This window comes from Microbacterium sp. NPDC055312 (assembly GCF_053645675.1).
The window spans coordinates 799,680-816,010 of the sequence record NZ_JBSHMU010000002.1 but is presented as its reverse complement, the minus strand read 5'-3'; the positions used below and the strand labels follow the sequence as shown (position 1 = coordinate 816,010).

Sequence of the window (16,331 nt, the reverse complement as noted above, 5' to 3'; positions counted from 1 at the left end):
CCCGACGAAAGGTTGCGCCGACATGCGCGAAGTGTTCCACCAGTCCCTCGAAGAGCTGCAGTCTCAGCTCGCCGAGATCGCCGACCTGGTCACGGTCGCGATCCGGAAGGCCACCACCGCATTCGCCGAGAGCGACGTCGCCCTGGCCGAGGAGGTGATCGCCGACGACGCGAAGATCGATGAGCTGGCCGTCGCGCTGGACGAGCAGGCGATCGAGATCCTCGCACGCCAGCAGCCGGTCGCCCGCGATCTGCGCATCGTGATCACCGCGCTGCGTGTCAGCGCGTCACTGGAGCGCATGGGCGACATGGCCGAGCACATCGCGCAGCTTGCGCGCCTGCGCTTTCCCGAGCGCGCTGTTCCGAAGGGGCTGAAGGGCACCTTCCGCCGCATGGGAGAGCTCGACGTGCAGATCGCCGGCACCCTCGCCGACCTGCTGCGCACACAGGATCTGCGCTTCGCGGACGAGATCCGCAATGCCGACGACGACGTCGACGAGCTGCACGCGAGCGTGTTCGAGAAGGTGCTCAGCGACAACTGGAAGGGCGAGGCGACCGCAACCGTCGACGCGACGCTGGCCAGCCGCTACCACGAGCGCTTCGCCGACCACGCGGTCGCCGTCGCGAAGAAGGTCGTCTACCTCGCGACCGGGGACTGGGCCGTGCAGGAGGAGGACATCGCACTGGCCGCCGAGGCGCAGGGCGCCCTCCCCACCGATCCGGGCACACCCGCCCCGGGAGCCTGAGCACGGGGGCACCGAGACCCCCGGACACCGCCGAGACCCCTGGCTGCGGCCGTCTGCAGCCAGGGGTCTCGGCGTGAAGTGGGGGTGTCGGCGGGCTTACTTCTTGCCCTGCGCGGCGACCGCTGCGGCCCCGGCGGCGGCGGCCTCGGGGTCGAGGTATCGGCTCGGACCGGTGGGCACGTTGTTCTCGTCGAGCTCGTACACCAGCGGGATGCCGGTGGGGATGTTCAGCTCGGCGATGTCGTCGTCGCTGATGCCGTCGAGGTGCTTGACCAGCCCGCGCAGCGAGTTGCCGTGCGCGGTGACGAGAACCGTCTTGCCCGCCTCGAGGTCGGGCACGATCGCGTCGTTCCAGTAGGGCAGCAGGCGGTCGATGACGAGCTTGAGCGACTCGGTGCGCGGAACCTCGCCGTCGATGTCCGCATAGCGCGCGTCGCCCACCTGGCTGAACTCGCTGTCGTCGGCCAGCACGGGCGGCGGCACGTCGAACGACCGGCGCCACAGCTGGAACTGCTCGGGCCCGAACTCCTCGAGCGTCTGCGCCTTGTCCTTGCCCTGCAGCGCACCGTAGTGGCGCTCGTTGAGACGCCACGACCGGGTCACCGGGATCCACAGGCGGTCGGCCGCGTCGAGCGCGATGTTCGCGGTCTGGATCGCACGGCTCAGCAGCGACGTGTGCAGCACGTCGGGCAGCAGGCCCGACTCGGCCAGCAGCTCGCCGCCGCGGCGCGCCTCATCCTTACCCTGATCGGTCAGGCGGACGTCCACCCATCCCGTGAAGAGGTTGAGCTGGTTCCATTCGCTCTGGCCGTGACGCAGAAGAATCAGAGTGCGGGTCATGGGGTCAGCCTATCTTTTCCGGCTGTGGGTGGCGGGCTGCGTGACGTTCCCTTCGCTCGCAGAACGGGTGCCCCTCCCGCTTCGCGGGTCCCTCCCCGATGCTCGCTCCGGGAACGTCACTCCGCCCTCGACTGCACGCGTGGAGTGCGAGCGACGTGGAAGTGGGTGGTGGAGGGAGAGTGGAGAATAGGGAGATGGGCGGAGCGTCACCGGTCGGGCAGGCGACACGAGGGACGACGGGGACGAACCGGCTGCGAAGGAACGACCGGTGGATCGCCGCGTCGGAGGCGTTCCGGAAGGCATCCGACCCGCTCGTCATCGATCTCGGATACGGGGCCAGCGGAGTCACCGCGTTCGAGCTCGCGACCAGGCTGCGCCGGGTGAGGCCGGATGCCGAGGTCCTCGGCCTCGAGCTGGATCCCGACCGGGTCGCAACGGCCCGCGCCCAGCTCGACGAGGTGCGGGCGGGCCGCACGCCCTTCGCCGCCGACCTGCCCGTCACGTTCGCGCGCGGCGGCTTCGAGGTGCCGGTGCCCGACGGCCGGCGCCCTGCCGTCATCAGGGCGATGAACGTGCTGCGTCAGTACGACGAAGCCGACGTCGCCGACGCGTGGCGGCGGGTCGCCGCCCGGCTCGCTCCGGGCGGGATGCTCATCGAGGGCACCTGCGACGAGATCGGCCGCATCGCGAGCTGGGTCGACGTGACGGGCGACGGCGAGCCGGTGGCCTTCACGATCTCGCTGCGGCTGGCCGGGCTCGAGCATCCCGGAATCGTCGCCGAGCGCCTGCCGAAGGCGCTCATCCATCGCAACGTGCCGGGCGAGCGGGTCCACGATCTGCTCACTGCGCTCGATCACGAGTGGGAGCGCGCGGCCGCGCTGTCGACCTTCGGTCCGGTGCAGCGCTGGCTGGCGACCGTATCGGCCCTGCGCGCACAGGACGTTCCCGTGCAGGGCACCCGCCGCCGCTGGCGCCTCGGTGAGCTCACCGTCCCCTGGTCGGCCGTCGCCCCCGCATCCTGACCCCCGCTCCCATCCTCCTGACGGAGGAGGAGGACGGGAGGCGGGGACGCCGGTCAGCGCTGGTTGCGAGGGTCCTCACCGGCGGGTCGGCGGGAGAGACGGGTCAGACGCGGCACGTCGGCGGTGGCGCCCGCGTCGGCCGGCACGATCACCTGCTGCGCCGCGGCGATCCGGGTCTCGCCCGTGCGCACGACCAGCTCACCCACCGGCGCCCGGCGCGACAGCATCGCCAGGGCGATCGGGCCGTCCTCGTGGTGCATCGCGACGGATGTGACGCGCCCGACCTCGGCATCCCCGGCCAGCACGACATCGCCCGGCGACGGCATCACGACGTCGCTGCCGTCGAGCAGCAGCGCGGCCAGGCGGCGCGGCGGATGCCCCAGATTGTGCACCTTGGCGACCGTCTCCTGCCCGCGATAGCAGCCCTTGCTCAGATGCACGGCGCTGCGGATCCAGTCCGCCTCGTGCGGGATGGTGCGGTCATCGACCTCACGGGCCCAGCGCGGCCGCCAGGCCGCGATGCGCAGCGCCTCGGCGGCGAGCGCGCCGGCGAACGGTCCGGCGAGCGCGGTGGAGTCATCGACGACGGCCACGCTCCACGCGTAGTCCGCGGCGGGATGCCCGGCCTCGGCGGCGTACTGGTGCCCGCCCGGCTGCACGTGCGCCCACGGATCGCGCCAGATCAGGGCAACGCCGTTCGGAGCGGATGCCGTGGTGCGTGCCTCGGCGGTGCCGCCGGCGAAGAAGCCGACCAGCGCGGCATCCGGGCGCAGCGTGACCGTGACCCGCGAGCGGAACACCATCCGCTGCAGCCAGGCTGTCAGGTTCTCGGCATCCGCCTCGTCGGCGATCAGCCAGACCGAGGCGCCGTCCTCGAACACGCCCGCAGCGTGCTCGACCCGGCCCTGCGGGTCGAGCACGAGCAGCTCGGTGCTGTCGCCCGCGCGCAGCCCGGCCACCGCCTGCGAGGTGATCGAGTCGAGCCACGTCAGCCGGTCGACGCCGGACACCTCGATGAGCGTGCGGTCGGTCAGAGGCGCGAGCGCCTCGCCGGATGCCAGGAGGCGCTGCTCGATGAGCGGGTTGCCGAAGTGCGCGATCAGTTCGCCCTCGCGCACCGCGCCGGAGATGCCGTCGAACGTCGCCATGTCAGACCTTCGCCAGACGGGCCGACGCGTGCGACTTCAGCTTCTCGCCGAGAGCGGTGATGTCCCACGCCCAGAGCAGATGACCGTCGACCAGGCCGTACATGCGGGTGGCCGCCGAGTACGCCTTCGCGCCGGCCGGGCGCACCACGGCATCCGTCGCGATGTCGATGCGAGGACCGGCGATGCGGCCCAGGTACAGCTCGAGTGTGCCGTCGGAGTGGGTCACCGAGACCTCGAGCGGGAATCCGTCGTCGGTGCGCAGCGCCTCGACGTCATCGACCGTCCGCGGCGTCGGCTCGGCGGTCGGCGGAAGCAGGGCAGGCCCCGGATCGGCATCGGTGCGCGGACGAGCAAGCCGCCAGTATCCGGTCTCGGCGAGCAGGGAGACGGGCTCGTCGGTGCCCTCGGCGCCGAGGAACGACGCGGATGCGGTGTAGCTCAGGTGCGGACCGCCGTCGTGGGTGAAGCTCACGCGATGCGAGAACTCACCCTGGAAGCGCTGCTCGCCCGCGGTGTACTCGATCACGCCGGTGCCCTCCCAGACACCGAGCAGCCACGACAGCGGCGCGAGATCAGCCGGAAGGTCGGTCGGCAGCTCGATCACGACGACGTCGGATCAGCGCTGGCCGCGGAACAGGTTGACGAGCACGACGCCGGAGACGAAGGCGATCGCGAGGCTCGCCAGCCCCAGCAGGCCGAGGTAGAAGAATTCGAGCGCGACGAGGTCCATGCCGACCACTCTACCCCTCCCCTGGGCGGTCCGATCGGACGCCGGCGGTCGGGTGCAGGCCGGGTCAGAGCGCGGAGGCGAGCGCGGCGATCCCGAACACGGCCGAGACCGCGCCCATGATCATCAGGGCACCGACGACGCTTCCCGCCATCCGCACGATGAACCCCTCGGCGCGACCGTAGGCGAGCTGCACGGCGAACGAGACGAGCACGATGCCGCCGAAGGCGATCAGCAGCCAGCCGACCCTGTCCTCCTCGGGAAGCACGAAGCCGAGAGCGACCGCGATCACCAGGGAGAAGATCCACACCGCGACCATGCCGCGGAAGGCGCTGCGCGGGGCGAGGGCCGGTTCAGACATGGTGACATCGTAACGGCCCCGCCTGCGGGCATCCCGTGCTTCGGCATCCCGTCATGCGGGCAGCGCCCGCCACTAGCATTGACGCGTGGTCCTCGTGCTGGCACTCACCTCTGCTCCCGAAGGGGATCCGGCACTGCCCGCGCTCGAGCTGCTGCCGCACGGCATACGGCGCCATCCTCTCGACACCACCCGCCTTCTCGATCTGCCCGAGCGCGACGTCGTGATCGTCGACGCGCGCGCCGACCTCGTGGCGGCCAGGGCCGCCTGCCGGCTGCTGCGCACGGCGGGAGCCGAGACGCCGGTGCTGCTCGTGGTCACCGAGGGCGGCCTGAGTGCGATCGCGTCGGACTGGGGGTTCGACGACGTGATCCTGTGCACGGCGGGGCCCGCCGAGATCGACGCGAGGCTGCGGCTCGCGCTCGCGCGGGCGGATGCCGCGGCTCCCGCCCACGTTCAGGCCTCGGGCATCACGATCGACGAGCAGTCGTACTCCGCCAAGCTGCACGGCAAGCCGCTGGATCTGACGTACAAGGAGTTCCAGCTGCTGCATTTCCTGGCGACCCACCCGTCCCGGGTCTTCACGCGCGAGCAGCTCCTGAGCGACGTGTGGGGATACGACTACTTCGGCGGCACCCGCACCGTCGATGTGCACGTGCGGCGACTGCGCGCCAAGCTCGGCGACGCCGAGCAGGTCATCGGCACCGTGCGCAACGTCGGCTACCGGTTCAATCTGCACGACGAGCCCGCAGCCGCAGCGAACTGAGTTCGCTCATCCGCCTCCGGCGGATGCAAGGATGTACCCCATGATGGAACCCGCCCTTGTCGACACCGGCCTCGGGGATGCCGAAGACGACGACTTCGATGCGCACGAGGCTCCGGACGCGGTGCTCCCCGATCACCGTTACCACGACCGCGAACTGAGCTGGCTGGCCTTCAACCAGCGCGTGCTCGAACTCGCCGAGGATCCCTCGCTGCCCGATCTGGAGCGCGCGAACTTCCTCGCTATCTTCGCCAGCAACCTCGACGAGTTCTTCATGGTCAGGGTGGCCGGACTCAAGCGCCGCATCCTCACCGGCCTCGCCGTGCCGACCAACGTCGGCCGTTCGCCGAGCGACGTGCTCGCCGACATCTCGCGCGACGCGTACGCGCTTCAGCTGCGCCACGCCGCCGCGTGGAACGACCTCGTGCGCCCGGCGCTCGCCGACGCCGGCATCGAGATCACCGACTGGGACGACCTCACCGACGCCGAGCGCGGTGCGCTCGGCGAGTACTTCCAGGCACAGGTCTTCCCCGTGCTCATGCCCCTCGCCGTCGATCCCGCGCACCCGTTCCCGTACATCTCCGGCCTGTCGCTGAACCTCGCGATCCGCATCCGCAACGCCCGCACCGGCCGGCAGGACTTCGCCCGGCTCAAGGTGCCGACCATGCTGCCGCGCTTCGTCGAGGTGCCCGGCACGAGTCCGATCACCCGGTTCATCCGGCTCGAGGAGCTCATCGCCAACCACCTCGGCGATCTCTTCCCCGGCATGGAGGTGCTCGACCACCACGCGTTCCGCCTCACCCGCAACGAGGACGTCGAGATCGAGGAGGACGAGAGCGAGAACCTCATCCAGGCGCTCGAGGCCGAGCTGCTGCGGCGCCGGTTCGGGCCGCCGATCCGTCTCGAGATCACCGACGACATGGACGAGGTGACTCTCGAGCTGCTGATCAGGGAGCTCGACATCACCGACCAGGAGGTCTATCGGCTGCCCGGGCCGCTCGACCTGCGCGGGCTGTTCGATCTGGGGCGCCTCGACCGCCCGGATCTGCGCTATCCGCCGCACGTTCCCACCACGGCCGTGGCGTTCCAGCCGGGTGACAGCAACGAGCGCCCCGACATCTTCCGCGCGATCGGCAAGGCGGATGTGCTCGTGCACCACCCCTACGAATCGTTCGCGACGAGCGTCCAGGCCTTCCTCGACCAGGCGGCCCGCGACCCGCACGTGCTCGCCATCAAGCAGACGCTGTACCGCACCTCCGGCGACAGCCCGATCGTGCAGGCGCTGATCGACGCGGCCGAGTCCGGCAAGCAGGTGCTCGCCCTCGTCGAGGTGAAGGCGCGCTTCGACGAGGCGAACAACATCGTCTGGGCGCGCAAGCTCGAGAAGGCCGGAGTGCACGTGGTGTACGGCCTGGTCGGGCTGAAGACGCACTGCAAGCTCGCGCTCGTCATCCGCGAGGAAGAGGGCGTGCTGCGTCACTACTCGCACATCGGCACAGGCAACTACAACCCGAAGACCAGCCGCATCTACGAGGACTTCGGGCTGTTCACCGCCGACCCGCAGGTGGGCAAGGACCTCACCCGGCTGTTCAACGAGCTCAGCGGATACGCGATCGAGAAGAAGTTCAAGCACCTGCTCGTCGCGCCCCGGCACCTGCGCAAGGGGCTGATGCGCCACATCGACGCGGAGCGGGCGAACGCCGAGGCGGGCAAGCCCGCCCGCATCCGCATCAAGGTCAACTCGATGGTCGACGAGGAGATCATCGACGGACTGTACCGGGCCAGCATGGCCGGGGTGAAGGTGGATGTCTGGGTGCGCGGCATCTGCAGCCTGCGGGTGGACCTGCCGGGTGTGAGCGACAACATCACCGTCCGCAGCATCCTCGGCCGGTACCTGGAGCACTCCCGACTGTTCATGTTCGACAACGCCGGAGACCCGATCGTCTACATCGGCAGCGCCGACATGATGCACCGCAACCTCGACCGCCGCGTCGAGGCGCTGGTGCGCCTGCGCGAGCCCGCGCACCTGCAGGAGCTGCACGACCTGTTCGACCTGGCGATGGATCCGCAGACCAACTCCTGGCATCTGGGCGAGGGCGGGGAGTGGACGCGGGTGGCCGAGGTCGACGGACAGCCCCTGGTCGATCTGCAGGATCTGACGATGGCGAGTGTGCAGCGCCGCCGGCGACGCAGCAAGCGCTCGGTGCGATGAGCGACTCGGCGGTCTACGCGGCGGGCGCGATCGTCTGGCGGATGGTCGACGACAAGCTGAGGGTGCTGCTGATCCATCGCACGAAGTACCGCGACGTGACGCTGCCGAAGGGCAAGGTCGACCCCGGCGAGATGCTCGCCGAGACCGCCGTGCGCGAGGTGCGCGAGGAGACCGGCATCCAGGTCTCGCTGGGTGTGCCGGTCGGCGTCAGCAAGTACTGGATGCGTCCGAAGCGGCAGAAGGTCGTGCACTACTGGGCGGCGGAGGCCACCGACGACGCGATCCGCGCATCGTCGTTCGTGCCGAACGGTGAGATCTCCGGCGTCGAATGGGTGAGCCTGAAGAAGGCGCGCAAGCACCTGAGCTACCCGGTCGATGTCGAGATCCTCGACAACTTCATCCGGCTGATCGACGACGGCGTGCTGTACACGTTCCCCATCATCGCGCTGCGGCACGCCAAGGCCGTATCGCGATCCGACTGGCACGAGGCGGATGCCGCTCGGCCCCTCACCGACAAGGGCCTGCGTCAGGCGAAGGCGATCGTCGGGCCGCTGCGCGCGTTCGGCGTGCGCCGCATCGTCACCAGCGACGCCGTGCGGTGCACGCAGACGGTCGCCCCTCTCGAGCGCAAGCTGGGCCGGCTGGCCCGGCAGACGCCGAAGCTCAGTCAGGATGCGTGGGATGCCGACACCGCAGACGTGCGCTCCGTGATCGGGCGACGGGTGCGCTCACGCAAGGCGACGGTGCTGTGCAGTCATGCGCCGGTGCTTCCGGGCATCCTGTCAGAACTCGCCCTCGCCACCGGAACCGTCCCCGGCTCGTACATCGACAGTGCCAGCGCCCTGAACCCCGCGGCGTTCTCGGTCGTGCATCTGTCTGCCACGAACCCCGGTTCGGGGATCATCTCGATCGAGACCCACGAGCCGAAGATCTGATCCCGTGCGCCGAGGGTGCGGTCCGACTGGCCCCTCCTCGTTCACCTTCCGTTCACCTCTCGGGGAGAGTCTCGTTAACCAGGGCTCCTACCGTCACTGTGTGCCCTGCACCGGGCCATACACATTCCCCGATCGAACGGATCCACAGTGAAGATCACCCGCATCGCTCGTCTCAGCGCTGTCGGCGCTGTCGCCGCCCTCGCACTCTCCGGCTGCGCCGCGAACGAAGGCCCCGCCGGCGACTCGGCCGCAGCTTCCGGTCTCGAGGGCACCCTGAAGGCCACCGGCGCCTCGTCGCAAGGCGCGGCGCAGGAGGCCTGGGTCGCCGCATTCCAGACCGCGAACACCGGCGTCACCATCAACTACGAGCCCACCGGCTCGGGCACGGGACGTGAGAACTTCATCGCCGGCGCGAGCGACTTCATCGGCTCGGACCGGGCGTTCAAGCTCGACGAGCTCGGCGACGGATTCAAGACCTGCTCGTCCGAGGGCATCGTCGAGGTGCCGCTGTACATCTCGCCCGTCGCCGTCGCGTTCAATCTCGAGGGCGTCGACGAGCTCAACCTCGATGCGAAGACCATCGCGGGAATCTTCGCCGGAACCATCACCAACTGGAACGACGAGGCCATCGCCTCGCAGAACGAGGGCGTCGAGCTGCCCGACCTGGCCATCTCGCCGGTGCACCGCTCGGACGACTCGGGCACCACCGAGACGTTCACCGCATACCTGAACGCGACCGCTCCTGACGTCTGGACCAACGAGGCCGACGGCGTGTGGCCGATCCAGGGCGGCGAAGCGGCTCAGGGCACCTCGGGTGTCGTCCAGGCGATCAAGGCCGGCAACGGTGCGATCGGCTACGCCGACGCCTCGCAGACCAAGGGCCTCGGCCAGGTCAAGGTCGGGGTCGAGGGCGAGTACGTCGCCTACTCGGCCGAGGCCGCCGCCGCCCTTGTCGAGGCGTCGCCGCTCGAGGAGGGGCGCGGAGACGCCGACCTCGTGTTCGACGTCGACCCGGCGGCCGCTCCCGCAGGCGCCTACCCGATCGCGCTGGTCAGCTACCTGATCGCGTGCGAGCAGTACGAAGACGAGAACACCGCCGAGCTCGTGAAGTCGTACTTCGAGTACGTCGCAAGCGAGGAGGGCCAGCAGGCCGCGGCCGACAACGCCGGCAGCGCCCCCATCTCGGACGGCCTGCGCGAGAAGGTGCTCGCCGCCGTCGACGCGATCAAGGTCGGCTGAGCATCATTCCCAGCTGACTCCGGTGCCCCCGCGTCCGATCCGACGCGGGGGCATCGGAGAGTCCGCCGTCATATGAACTTCGACCCGAAACGGAGACCATGAGCACGACGACCAGGCAGGCACCGCCTGCCCCGATCAGAGCCAAGCAGCGCCTCGGCGACCGGGTGTTCTCGGGCAGCGCACTCGGCGCCGGCATCATCATCCTCGTCGTGCTCGCCGCGGTGGCCGCGTTCCTCATCATCCAGAGCCTGCCGGCGTTCGCGCCCGACACCAGCGACAACCACATCCTCGAGGGTCGCTCGTTCTGGGAGTACGTCGGACCGCTCGCCTTCGGCACGGTCTGGGCGTCGTTCCTCGCGCTGCTCATGGCGACGCCGATCGCGATCGGCATCGCGCTGTTCATCTCGCACTACGCACCCCGTCGCCTCGCCGGCCTGCTGGGCTACGTCATCGACCTGCTCGCCGCAGTGCCCTCGGTCGTCTTCGGCCTGTGGGGCGGTCTCGTGCTCGCACCCCTGCTGCAGCCGGTCTACGCCTGGCTGAACACGAACGCCGGCTGGATCCCGATCTTCGGCGGCCAGGTCTCGTCGACGGGCAAGACGATCATGACCGCGGCCGTCGTGCTCGCCGTCATGATCATCCCCATCATGACCGCCATCTGCCGTGAGGTGTTCCTGCAGACCCCGAAGCTGCACGAAGAGGCGGCGCTCGCCCTCGGCGCCACGCGCTGGGAGATGGTCCGCATGGCCGTGCTGCCCTTCGCCCGCGGCGGCATGGTCTCGGCCGTCATGCTCGCCCTGGGCCGCGCCCTCGGCGAGACGATGGCCGTGACCATGGTGCTCTCGCCCGCAGCGGTGTACAGCTTCCTCGTGCTCACCGCCACCAACCCGACGCCGATCCCCGCGAACATCGCGCTCGCCTTCCCCGAGGCGCACGACACGGGCGTGAACACGCTCATCGCCACCGGCCTCGTGCTGTTCGTGGTGACCTTCGCCGTCAACGCGCTGGCCCGCTGGATCGTCGCTCGTCGCGCCGAGTTCTCTGGAGCGAACTGACATGACCACACTCAGCGCCGCACGCGCATCCTCCTCGCTCACCGCCGGCCGGCTCGCCCCCTGGGCGCCTTGGGCCCTGCTCGGGGCATCCCTCGCCACCTCGTTCACGATCTTCGCCCTCGGCACCATCGGCGCCGACCCGGCCGACGTCAACATCGCCGGCGCCGTCATCGTCGGCGTGCTGATCTACATGACCCTCATCACGGTCGTCTCGTCGATCGCCGAGAGCCGCCGCAAGGCCGTCGACCGGCTGATGACGGCGCTCGTGAGCTCCGCGTTCGTCGTCGCGCTACTGCCGCTCATCTCGCTGCTGTGGACGGTCGTCGCCAACGGCGTCAGCCGATTCGACCCCGAGTTCTTCAGCTACTCGATGCGCAACGTCGTCGGCGAGGGCGGCGGCATCGTGCACGCCATCTGGGGCACGGTGCTCGTCACCCTCACCGCGACGCTGATCGCCGTGCCCGTCGGCCTGATGACATCGATCTATCTCGTCGAGTACGGCCGCGGCCGCATCGCGAAGGGCATCACGTTCCTCGTCGACGTGATGACGGGCATCCCGTCGATCGTCGCCGGTCTGTTCATCTACTCGGTCTTCGCCCTGCTCGTGCGGCCGGGGATCTCGATGGGATTGATGGGCGCGCTCGCGCTGGCGGTGCTGATGGTGCCGGTCGTCGTGCGCGGCAGCGAGGAGCTGCTGCGGATCGTGCCGAACGAGCTGCGCGAGGCGTCGTACGCGCTGGGCGTTCCGAAGTGGCTGACCATCCTGAAGATCGTGCTGCCCACCTCGATCGCCGGCATCACGACCTCGGTGATGCTCGCGATCTCGCGCGTCATCGGCGAGACCGCACCGCTGCTGCTCACGGCGGGCTTCACCGCCAGCCTCAACACGAACCTCGTGAACGGTCAGATGATGACGCTGCCGGTGTTCGTCTACAACTCGTACATGAACCAGGGCACCGCGGCCGACGCCTCGGTCGCGCGCGCTTGGGCCGGTGCGCTCACCCTGATCCTCATCGTCATGCTGCTGAACCTGCTCGCGCGCCTGATCGCCAAGTGGTTCGCCCCGAAGACCGCCGGCCGCTGAGCCGCACCCGAACCCGAAGGAACCCGACATGTCCAAGAGCATCGAAGTCAACGACCTCAACGTCTACTACGGCGACTTCCTCGCCGTCGAGGGCGTCTCCCTCGAGATCCAGCCGCGCAGCGTGACGGCGTTCATCGGCCCGTCGGGCTGCGGCAAGTCCACCTTCCTGCGCACGCTGAACCGCATGCACGAGGTCATCCCCGGCGCTCGCGTCGAGGGCGAGGTGCTGCTCGACGGCAAAGACCTGTACGCCCCCGGCGTGGATCCGGTGCTCGTGCGCCGGCAGGTGGGCATGGTGTTCCAGCGCCCGAACCCGTTCCCGACGATGTCGATCAAGGAGAACGTGCTCGCCGGGGTGAAGCTCAACAACGGCAAGATGTCGAAGAGCGATCAGGATGACCTGGTCGAGAAGTCGCTGATGGGCGCGAACCTCTGGAACGAGGTCAAGGACCGTCTCGACAAGCCGGGCTCCGGCCTCTCGGGTGGTCAGCAGCAGCGGCTGTGCATCGCCCGCGCGATCGCCGTGTCGCCCGAGGTGCTGCTGATGGACGAGCCGTGCTCGGCCCTCGACCCGATCTCGACCTTCGCGATCGAGGAGCTCATCCAGGACCTGAAGAACGAGTACACGATCGTGATCGTGACCCACAACATGCAGCAGGCCAGCCGGGTGTCCGACAAGACGGCGTTCTTCAACATCGCGGGCACCGGCAAGCCCGGCAAGCTGATCGAGTTCGACGACACCGCCACGATCTTCACCACCCCGGCTGTGCAGGCCACCGAGGACTACGTGTCGGGCCGCTTCGGGTAGTCGCTCGGGTCGGTCTCGCCTGTCGGGCTCTTCGGATCAGTCGCTTGCGCATCGGCGTGTCGCCGACCGACACGCGGTTCGGGCGCATTCGGTCTGACGACGCGGTCAGCGCGGGGAGAGCAGGAAGGCGTTCAGCTCGGCGGTCAGGTCGGGGTCGGATGCCAGGGGCGCGCCGTCGGCAGCCGTGATCGGCGCGGCGAGGCGGATGCTCGACACCAGCCAGGCGGCGTCGGCCGTCATCAGGTCGGCGGCCGACAGTGTCTCGTAGCGGGTGCGGAATCCGCGGGACTCCAGGTGCTCGAACACGCTGAGCTGGGTGGTTCCGTGCAGGATGCCCCCCGCCGGCGCCGGGGTGAGGAACTCGCCGCCCGCGCGGATGATGAGCGAGGCGGTCGGCGCTTCGAGCACGTACCCGTCACGGGTGACGAAGATCGCATCGTCGGCTCCGCGCCGCTTGGCCTCGCGGAGGGCTGCCATGTTCACCGCGTACGACAGGGTCTTCGCGCCGAGCAGCAGCCAGGGTGCGCGCTCCCCCGCACCGAGGTCGTACCCCCGGTCGAGGGTGACGACCTTCACCCCGTTACGGCGCACAGCGCTGAAGTCGGGGGCCGCGGCCACGGTCGCCCACGCGGTCGGTGCCGGCCCGTGCTCGACCCCGCGGCTGAGGATGAGCTTGATCACGGCCTCGCCCTCGGGCGCCTGTGCGGCGACGACCTCGATCGCCTGACGCCACTGGGCGAGGTTCGGCGCGGGGAGGTCGCACACGCGCGCGGAGTGCGCGAGTCGCTGCACGTGCGCCTCGACCTCGTTCGCGTGCCCGTCGACGACGCCGATCGACTCGAAAACGCCGTCGCCGCGCTGCGTGCTGAGCTCGCCCACGCTGAGCGCCGGTGCGGCGACATCCATCGGCCTGAACGTGTCGCCGAAATCCGCACGGTCGTCGGCGGCATCGACGGGGGCGATCATCAGGGCGAAGCGCGAGGACATGTGCACAGCCTAGGACGACGGGAATGCCTGCGCCGCAGACGCGTTACACTTGATCGGCCGGGCCGCATAACCCCGGGCTCCAATATTCGCCGCTGCGAGCGGCCTTCCGCCGAGAGGCGTTCTTGCGGTCCGGCTTTTCTTCTGCCCTCACGCGCATCGACTGCTCCGTGCGGGAATCGTCAGAGCATCCGCGCCCGAGACGGCGTGTCGCCGCTCGACACGCCGGGCCGCATCAGGACGACCTGAGATTCCCGACAGGGCGACCAGGGCAGTGTCGCGCCGTTCGGCTCAGGTCAGCATGCCGCGGCGCCATGCGGCGGCAGCGGCGGTGAGATCCTCGCCGTAGGTCGTGAGGCGCAGCGCCCGGCGGGTGAGATCGCTCGCCCGCTGCGGCTCGGTCGGCTCGTAGTCGTCTGCGGTGTAGGTCGCGCCGGATGCCTGCACCCGGCAGTACGCGGCGGCGCGCTCGAGCGCCACCGCGAAGTCGCCTCGGAACACTCCCCGCAGGATCGCGTCGACGAGGTCGACCAGCTCGCTCGGATCGGCGGGTGCCGGGGCGCCGGCGATCGCCGCGTCGGCGGTGCGCAGCTCGACGCGGCCGCGCTCGTAGAGCAGCGCGGTCAGCGGCGCATCGGCGCGGATCGCGATCTGCAGCAGGTAGAGCCGCCACAGTGCGCCGGGCAGTGAGCGGGCGGGCGCATGCGACCAGAGCTCTGCGATCTCGTCGATGCCGTTCTCTGCGGCGAACGCGAGAAGCCGGTCGGTGATCGCGCCCGACTCGTCGCTGCGCGCGCGCTCGAGCAGAGCGGATGCGGTGGCGTGGGCGACGCGCGCCTGCTCGGCCGGATCGGCCTCGCCGACGATGTTGTCGAAAGCCGTGGGCGGCCTGCGGACAGGGCGGTGGAACTGCTCGGGCATCCGTCAAGGGTACGCCCGGTGGGACCAGTTCAGGCCGTCGGGATGACGATGATCGGGTCGGTCGTCGGCAATCCGGACGGCGAACCGCCGGCCTGCTCGATCGTCACCGCGATCACGTCACCCGCGTGCATGGGCGCATCGAGCAGCGCCGTCGCCGTGCCGTCGTCCGCGTTGAAGACGCCCGCCGCGATCGGCTTCTCACCGCGCACGAACCACAGCTCGTAGCTCTTGTCGGCGCCGAGATCGTCGAGGCCGGATGCCACGAGCACGGCCTTGCCGACCTCGCCCGACCAGTGCGCGGTGGCGGTGGCGCCCGAGTCGAGCCGCACCTCCGCCTGCTCGGCATCCGGGGCGGAGCGGATCTCGTCGAGCGCGACGACGGATGCCGGTCGCTGCAGCTGCGAGACGACCGTCGTCGTCGCCACACCGGCTCCGACAATCAGCGCGAGCCCCGCGGCGAGCGCGAAGATCCGGCGCCGCCAGGGGGCCGCGGCGGATGCAGGTGCGCTGGTCGCCCGCGTTTCCGCGTCCGCACCGGCGGCAGCATCCGGACGTGCGGAACCCGCGCCGCCGTCCTGCGGCAGAGAGGAGATCTGCTGCAGCAGCGCCGCGCGCAGCGCCGGCGGCGGCGCGACCGGAGCCAGTCCGTCGGCGAGGATCGCCACGGTGTCGTGGTCGTCGTCGGCGATGGCCTGCCACTCGGGATGCTCGGCGAGCGCCTCGGCGAACCGCCGCTCGTCGGCATCCGTCAGGGCGCCGAGGGCGTGGGCGGCCGCGAGCTCCGCGAACTCCTGCTCGTTCATGCTGCTGACACCCCCATCTCCCCACGCAACCGCGTCAATCCGTCCCGCATTCTCGTCTTGATCGTTCCGAGCGCCACTCCCGTCAGTGCCGCGATCTCACTCTGGCTGTAGCCGCCGTAATAGGCCAGGATCAGAGCCTCCTGCTGAGCCTCCGGCAAGGTCGCGAGGGCGGATACCACGCGCTCGCCTTCCAGTTTCGATTCGACCGCCTCCTGCACCACGTCCCGTTCACCGCCGAGGTCGCGAACGCCGACGCGCATGTCGCGATCGGTGCTGGACTGCGACGAGCGCACCCGGTCGACGGCCCGGCGGTGGGCGATCGTGAAGATCCAGGAACGTCCCTGACCTCTGTTCGGAGCGAACTTCGAAGCGGATTGCCAGATCTCGAGGAAGACCTCCTGCAGCACTTCCTCGCTCTGCGAGCGATTCACGACGACCTTGAGGATGAGCGCGAACACTCGCGACGAGAGCAGATCGTAGAGCGCGGCGAAGGCACGCTGATCGGCGTGCGCGACGCGGACGAGGAGGTCCGCGACGAGATCGCCGGACGATCCGTCCTCGCGCACCTCTACCCCGTCGATAACCATCTCGACAAGCATGCCTCATCCCTCCTCTCCGGAGTGAGCGCCACCCGCCATCCGTCACGGATTCTTCGGGTCGGGAAATCGATTCGGATTGATTCCCATC

17 protein-coding genes are annotated in these 16,331 nt (G+C 69.7%); 9 read left to right on the top strand and 8 right to left on the bottom strand.

All coding sequences use genetic code 11. The features are described from left to right. Nucleotides 1-22: 22 nt before the first annotated feature. Complete coding sequence (gene phoU, locus ACWIDW_RS08380) at nt 23-745, top strand: phosphate signaling complex protein PhoU (RefSeq protein ID WP_454124413.1); 723 nt, start codon at nt 23-25, stop codon at nt 743-745. Between the two features lie 96 nt (nt 746-841). Here the strand turns inward: phoU and ACWIDW_RS08375 are convergent, their stop codons facing one another. Then, nucleotides 842-1,585 (bottom strand): phosphoglyceromutase, encoded by a 744-nt coding sequence (locus ACWIDW_RS08375; protein WP_454124411.1) that lies wholly within the window; start codon nt 1,583-1,585, stop codon nt 842-844. A 194-nt stretch (nt 1,586-1,779) separates the two neighbouring features. Here ACWIDW_RS08375 and ACWIDW_RS08370 point away from each other — a divergent pair, with 194 nt between their 5' ends. Next, nucleotides 1,780-2,607 carry a class I SAM-dependent methyltransferase gene (locus ACWIDW_RS08370; RefSeq protein ID WP_454124410.1) on the top strand — a complete coding sequence of 276 codons (828 nt, stop codon included), beginning with the start codon at nt 1,780-1,782 and terminating at the stop codon, nt 2,605-2,607. A 53-nt stretch (nt 2,608-2,660) separates the two neighbouring features. Here ACWIDW_RS08370 and ygfZ read toward each other — a convergent pair whose 3' ends face one another. From ygfZ to ACWIDW_RS08355, 3 genes are all read right to left on the bottom strand, one after another. Next, a complete protein-coding gene (gene ygfZ / locus ACWIDW_RS08365; protein WP_454124408.1) occupies nt 2,661-3,755 on the bottom strand; it encodes a CAF17-like 4Fe-4S cluster assembly/insertion protein YgfZ in 1,095 nt (364 codons plus the stop codon). 1 nt (nt 3,756) lies between these two features. Beyond that, nucleotides 3,757-4,359 (bottom strand): FABP family protein, encoded by a 603-nt coding sequence (locus ACWIDW_RS08360; protein WP_454124407.1) that lies wholly within the window; start codon nt 4,357-4,359, stop codon nt 3,757-3,759. Nucleotides 4,360-4,549: 190 nt separating this feature from the next. Further along, nucleotides 4,550-4,843, bottom strand: a complete 294-nt coding sequence (locus ACWIDW_RS08355) for a hypothetical protein (RefSeq protein WP_454124405.1) — start codon at nt 4,841-4,843, stop codon at nt 4,550-4,552. 85 nt (nt 4,844-4,928) lie between these two features. On the opposite strand from ACWIDW_RS08355, the gene ACWIDW_RS08350 reads away from it, so the two are divergent. The 7 genes from ACWIDW_RS08350 to pstB all read left to right on the top strand — a co-directional run bounded on the left by ACWIDW_RS08350 (nt 4,929) and on the right by pstB (nt 12,936). Next, complete coding sequence (locus ACWIDW_RS08350; RefSeq protein ID WP_454124404.1) at nt 4,929-5,606, top strand: winged helix-turn-helix transcriptional regulator; 678 nt, start codon at nt 4,929-4,931, stop codon at nt 5,604-5,606. A 40-nt stretch (nt 5,607-5,646) separates the two neighbouring features. Continuing rightward, a complete protein-coding gene (locus ACWIDW_RS08345) occupies nt 5,647-7,815 on the top strand; it encodes an RNA degradosome polyphosphate kinase (RefSeq protein WP_454124402.1) in 2,169 nt (722 codons plus the stop codon). Beyond that, a complete protein-coding gene (locus tag ACWIDW_RS08340) occupies nt 7,812-8,750 on the top strand; it encodes an NUDIX hydrolase (protein ID WP_454124400.1) in 939 nt (312 codons plus the stop codon). Before ACWIDW_RS08345 ends, ACWIDW_RS08340 begins: the two co-directional genes overlap by 4 nt. A 147-nt stretch (nt 8,751-8,897) precedes the next feature. Beyond that, the gene (locus ACWIDW_RS08335; RefSeq protein ID WP_454124399.1) at nt 8,898-9,989 is read left to right on the top strand and encodes a phosphate ABC transporter substrate-binding protein PstS; all 1,092 of its coding nucleotides are present in this window, start codon (nt 8,898-8,900) and stop codon (nt 9,987-9,989) included. A gap of 98 nt (nt 9,990-10,087) precedes the next feature. Further along, nucleotides 10,088-11,044 carry a phosphate ABC transporter permease subunit PstC gene (pstC, locus tag ACWIDW_RS08330; protein WP_454124398.1) on the top strand — a complete coding sequence of 319 codons (957 nt, stop codon included), beginning with the start codon at nt 10,088-10,090 and terminating at the stop codon, nt 11,042-11,044. A gap of 1 nt (nt 11,045) precedes the next feature. Beyond that, nucleotides 11,046-12,128: a phosphate ABC transporter permease PstA gene (pstA, locus tag ACWIDW_RS08325; protein ID WP_454124396.1), complete on the top strand. Its 1,083-nt coding sequence runs from the start codon at nt 11,046-11,048 to the stop codon at nt 12,126-12,128. A 28-nt stretch (nt 12,129-12,156) separates the two neighbouring features. Next, nucleotides 12,157-12,936 carry a phosphate ABC transporter ATP-binding protein PstB gene (gene pstB / locus ACWIDW_RS08320; protein WP_454124395.1) on the top strand — a complete coding sequence of 260 codons (780 nt, stop codon included), beginning with the start codon at nt 12,157-12,159 and terminating at the stop codon, nt 12,934-12,936. Between the two features lie 105 nt (nt 12,937-13,041). Here the strand turns inward: pstB and ACWIDW_RS08315 are convergent, their stop codons facing one another. The 4 genes from ACWIDW_RS08315 to sigK form a co-directional block, all read right to left on the bottom strand. Beyond that, nucleotides 13,042-13,923, bottom strand: a complete 882-nt coding sequence (locus ACWIDW_RS08315) for an aminodeoxychorismate lyase (protein ID WP_454124394.1) — start codon at nt 13,921-13,923, stop codon at nt 13,042-13,044. A 288-nt stretch (nt 13,924-14,211) separates the two neighbouring features. After that, complete coding sequence (locus tag ACWIDW_RS08310) at nt 14,212-14,841, bottom strand: DNA-directed RNA polymerase subunit beta (protein ID WP_454124392.1); 630 nt, start codon at nt 14,839-14,841, stop codon at nt 14,212-14,214. Between the two features lie 29 nt (nt 14,842-14,870). After that, nucleotides 14,871-15,644, bottom strand: coding sequence for an anti-sigma factor (locus ACWIDW_RS08305; RefSeq protein ID WP_454124390.1), 774 nt, complete (start codon nt 15,642-15,644; stop codon nt 14,871-14,873). Then, nucleotides 15,641-16,243 (bottom strand): ECF RNA polymerase sigma factor SigK, encoded by a 603-nt coding sequence (gene sigK, locus ACWIDW_RS08300; protein WP_454124388.1) that lies wholly within the window; start codon nt 16,241-16,243, stop codon nt 15,641-15,643. The genes ACWIDW_RS08305 and sigK overlap by 4 nt, the downstream gene beginning before the upstream one ends. Between the last annotated feature and the right edge of the window lie 88 nt (nt 16,244-16,331).

Coding starts and splice junctions, on each gene's coding strand:
- ACWIDW_RS08345 (WP_454124402.1), top strand. CDS start 5,647: ATGATGGAACCCGCCCTTGTCGACACCGGCCTCGGGGATGCCGAAGAC.
- pstC (WP_454124398.1), top strand. CDS start 10,088: ATGAGCACGACGACCAGGCAGGCACCGCCTGCCCCGATCAGAGCCAAG.
- sigK (WP_454124388.1), bottom strand. CDS start 16,243: ATGCTTGTCGAGATGGTTATCGACGGGGTAGAGGTGCGCGAGGACGGA.
- ACWIDW_RS08375 (WP_454124411.1), bottom strand. CDS start 1,585: ATGACCCGCACTCTGATTCTTCTGCGTCACGGCCAGAGCGAATGGAAC.
- ACWIDW_RS08340 (WP_454124400.1), top strand. CDS start 7,812: ATGAGCGACTCGGCGGTCTACGCGGCGGGCGCGATCGTCTGGCGGATG.
- ACWIDW_RS08310 (WP_454124392.1), bottom strand. CDS start 14,841: ATGCCCGAGCAGTTCCACCGCCCTGTCCGCAGGCCGCCCACGGCTTTC.
- ACWIDW_RS08315 (WP_454124394.1), bottom strand. CDS start 13,923: ATGTCCTCGCGCTTCGCCCTGATGATCGCCCCCGTCGATGCCGCCGAC.
- pstA (WP_454124396.1), top strand. CDS start 11,046: ATGACCACACTCAGCGCCGCACGCGCATCCTCCTCGCTCACCGCCGGC.
- phoU (WP_454124413.1), top strand. CDS start 23: ATGCGCGAAGTGTTCCACCAGTCCCTCGAAGAGCTGCAGTCTCAGCTC.
- ygfZ (WP_454124408.1), bottom strand. CDS start 3,755: ATGGCGACGTTCGACGGCATCTCCGGCGCGGTGCGCGAGGGCGAACTG.
- ACWIDW_RS08355 (WP_454124405.1), bottom strand. CDS start 4,843: ATGTCTGAACCGGCCCTCGCCCCGCGCAGCGCCTTCCGCGGCATGGTC.
- pstB (WP_454124395.1), top strand. CDS start 12,157: ATGTCCAAGAGCATCGAAGTCAACGACCTCAACGTCTACTACGGCGAC.
- ACWIDW_RS08305 (WP_454124390.1), bottom strand. CDS start 15,644: ATGAACGAGCAGGAGTTCGCGGAGCTCGCGGCCGCCCACGCCCTCGGC.
- ACWIDW_RS08370 (WP_454124410.1), top strand. CDS start 1,780: ATGGGCGGAGCGTCACCGGTCGGGCAGGCGACACGAGGGACGACGGGG.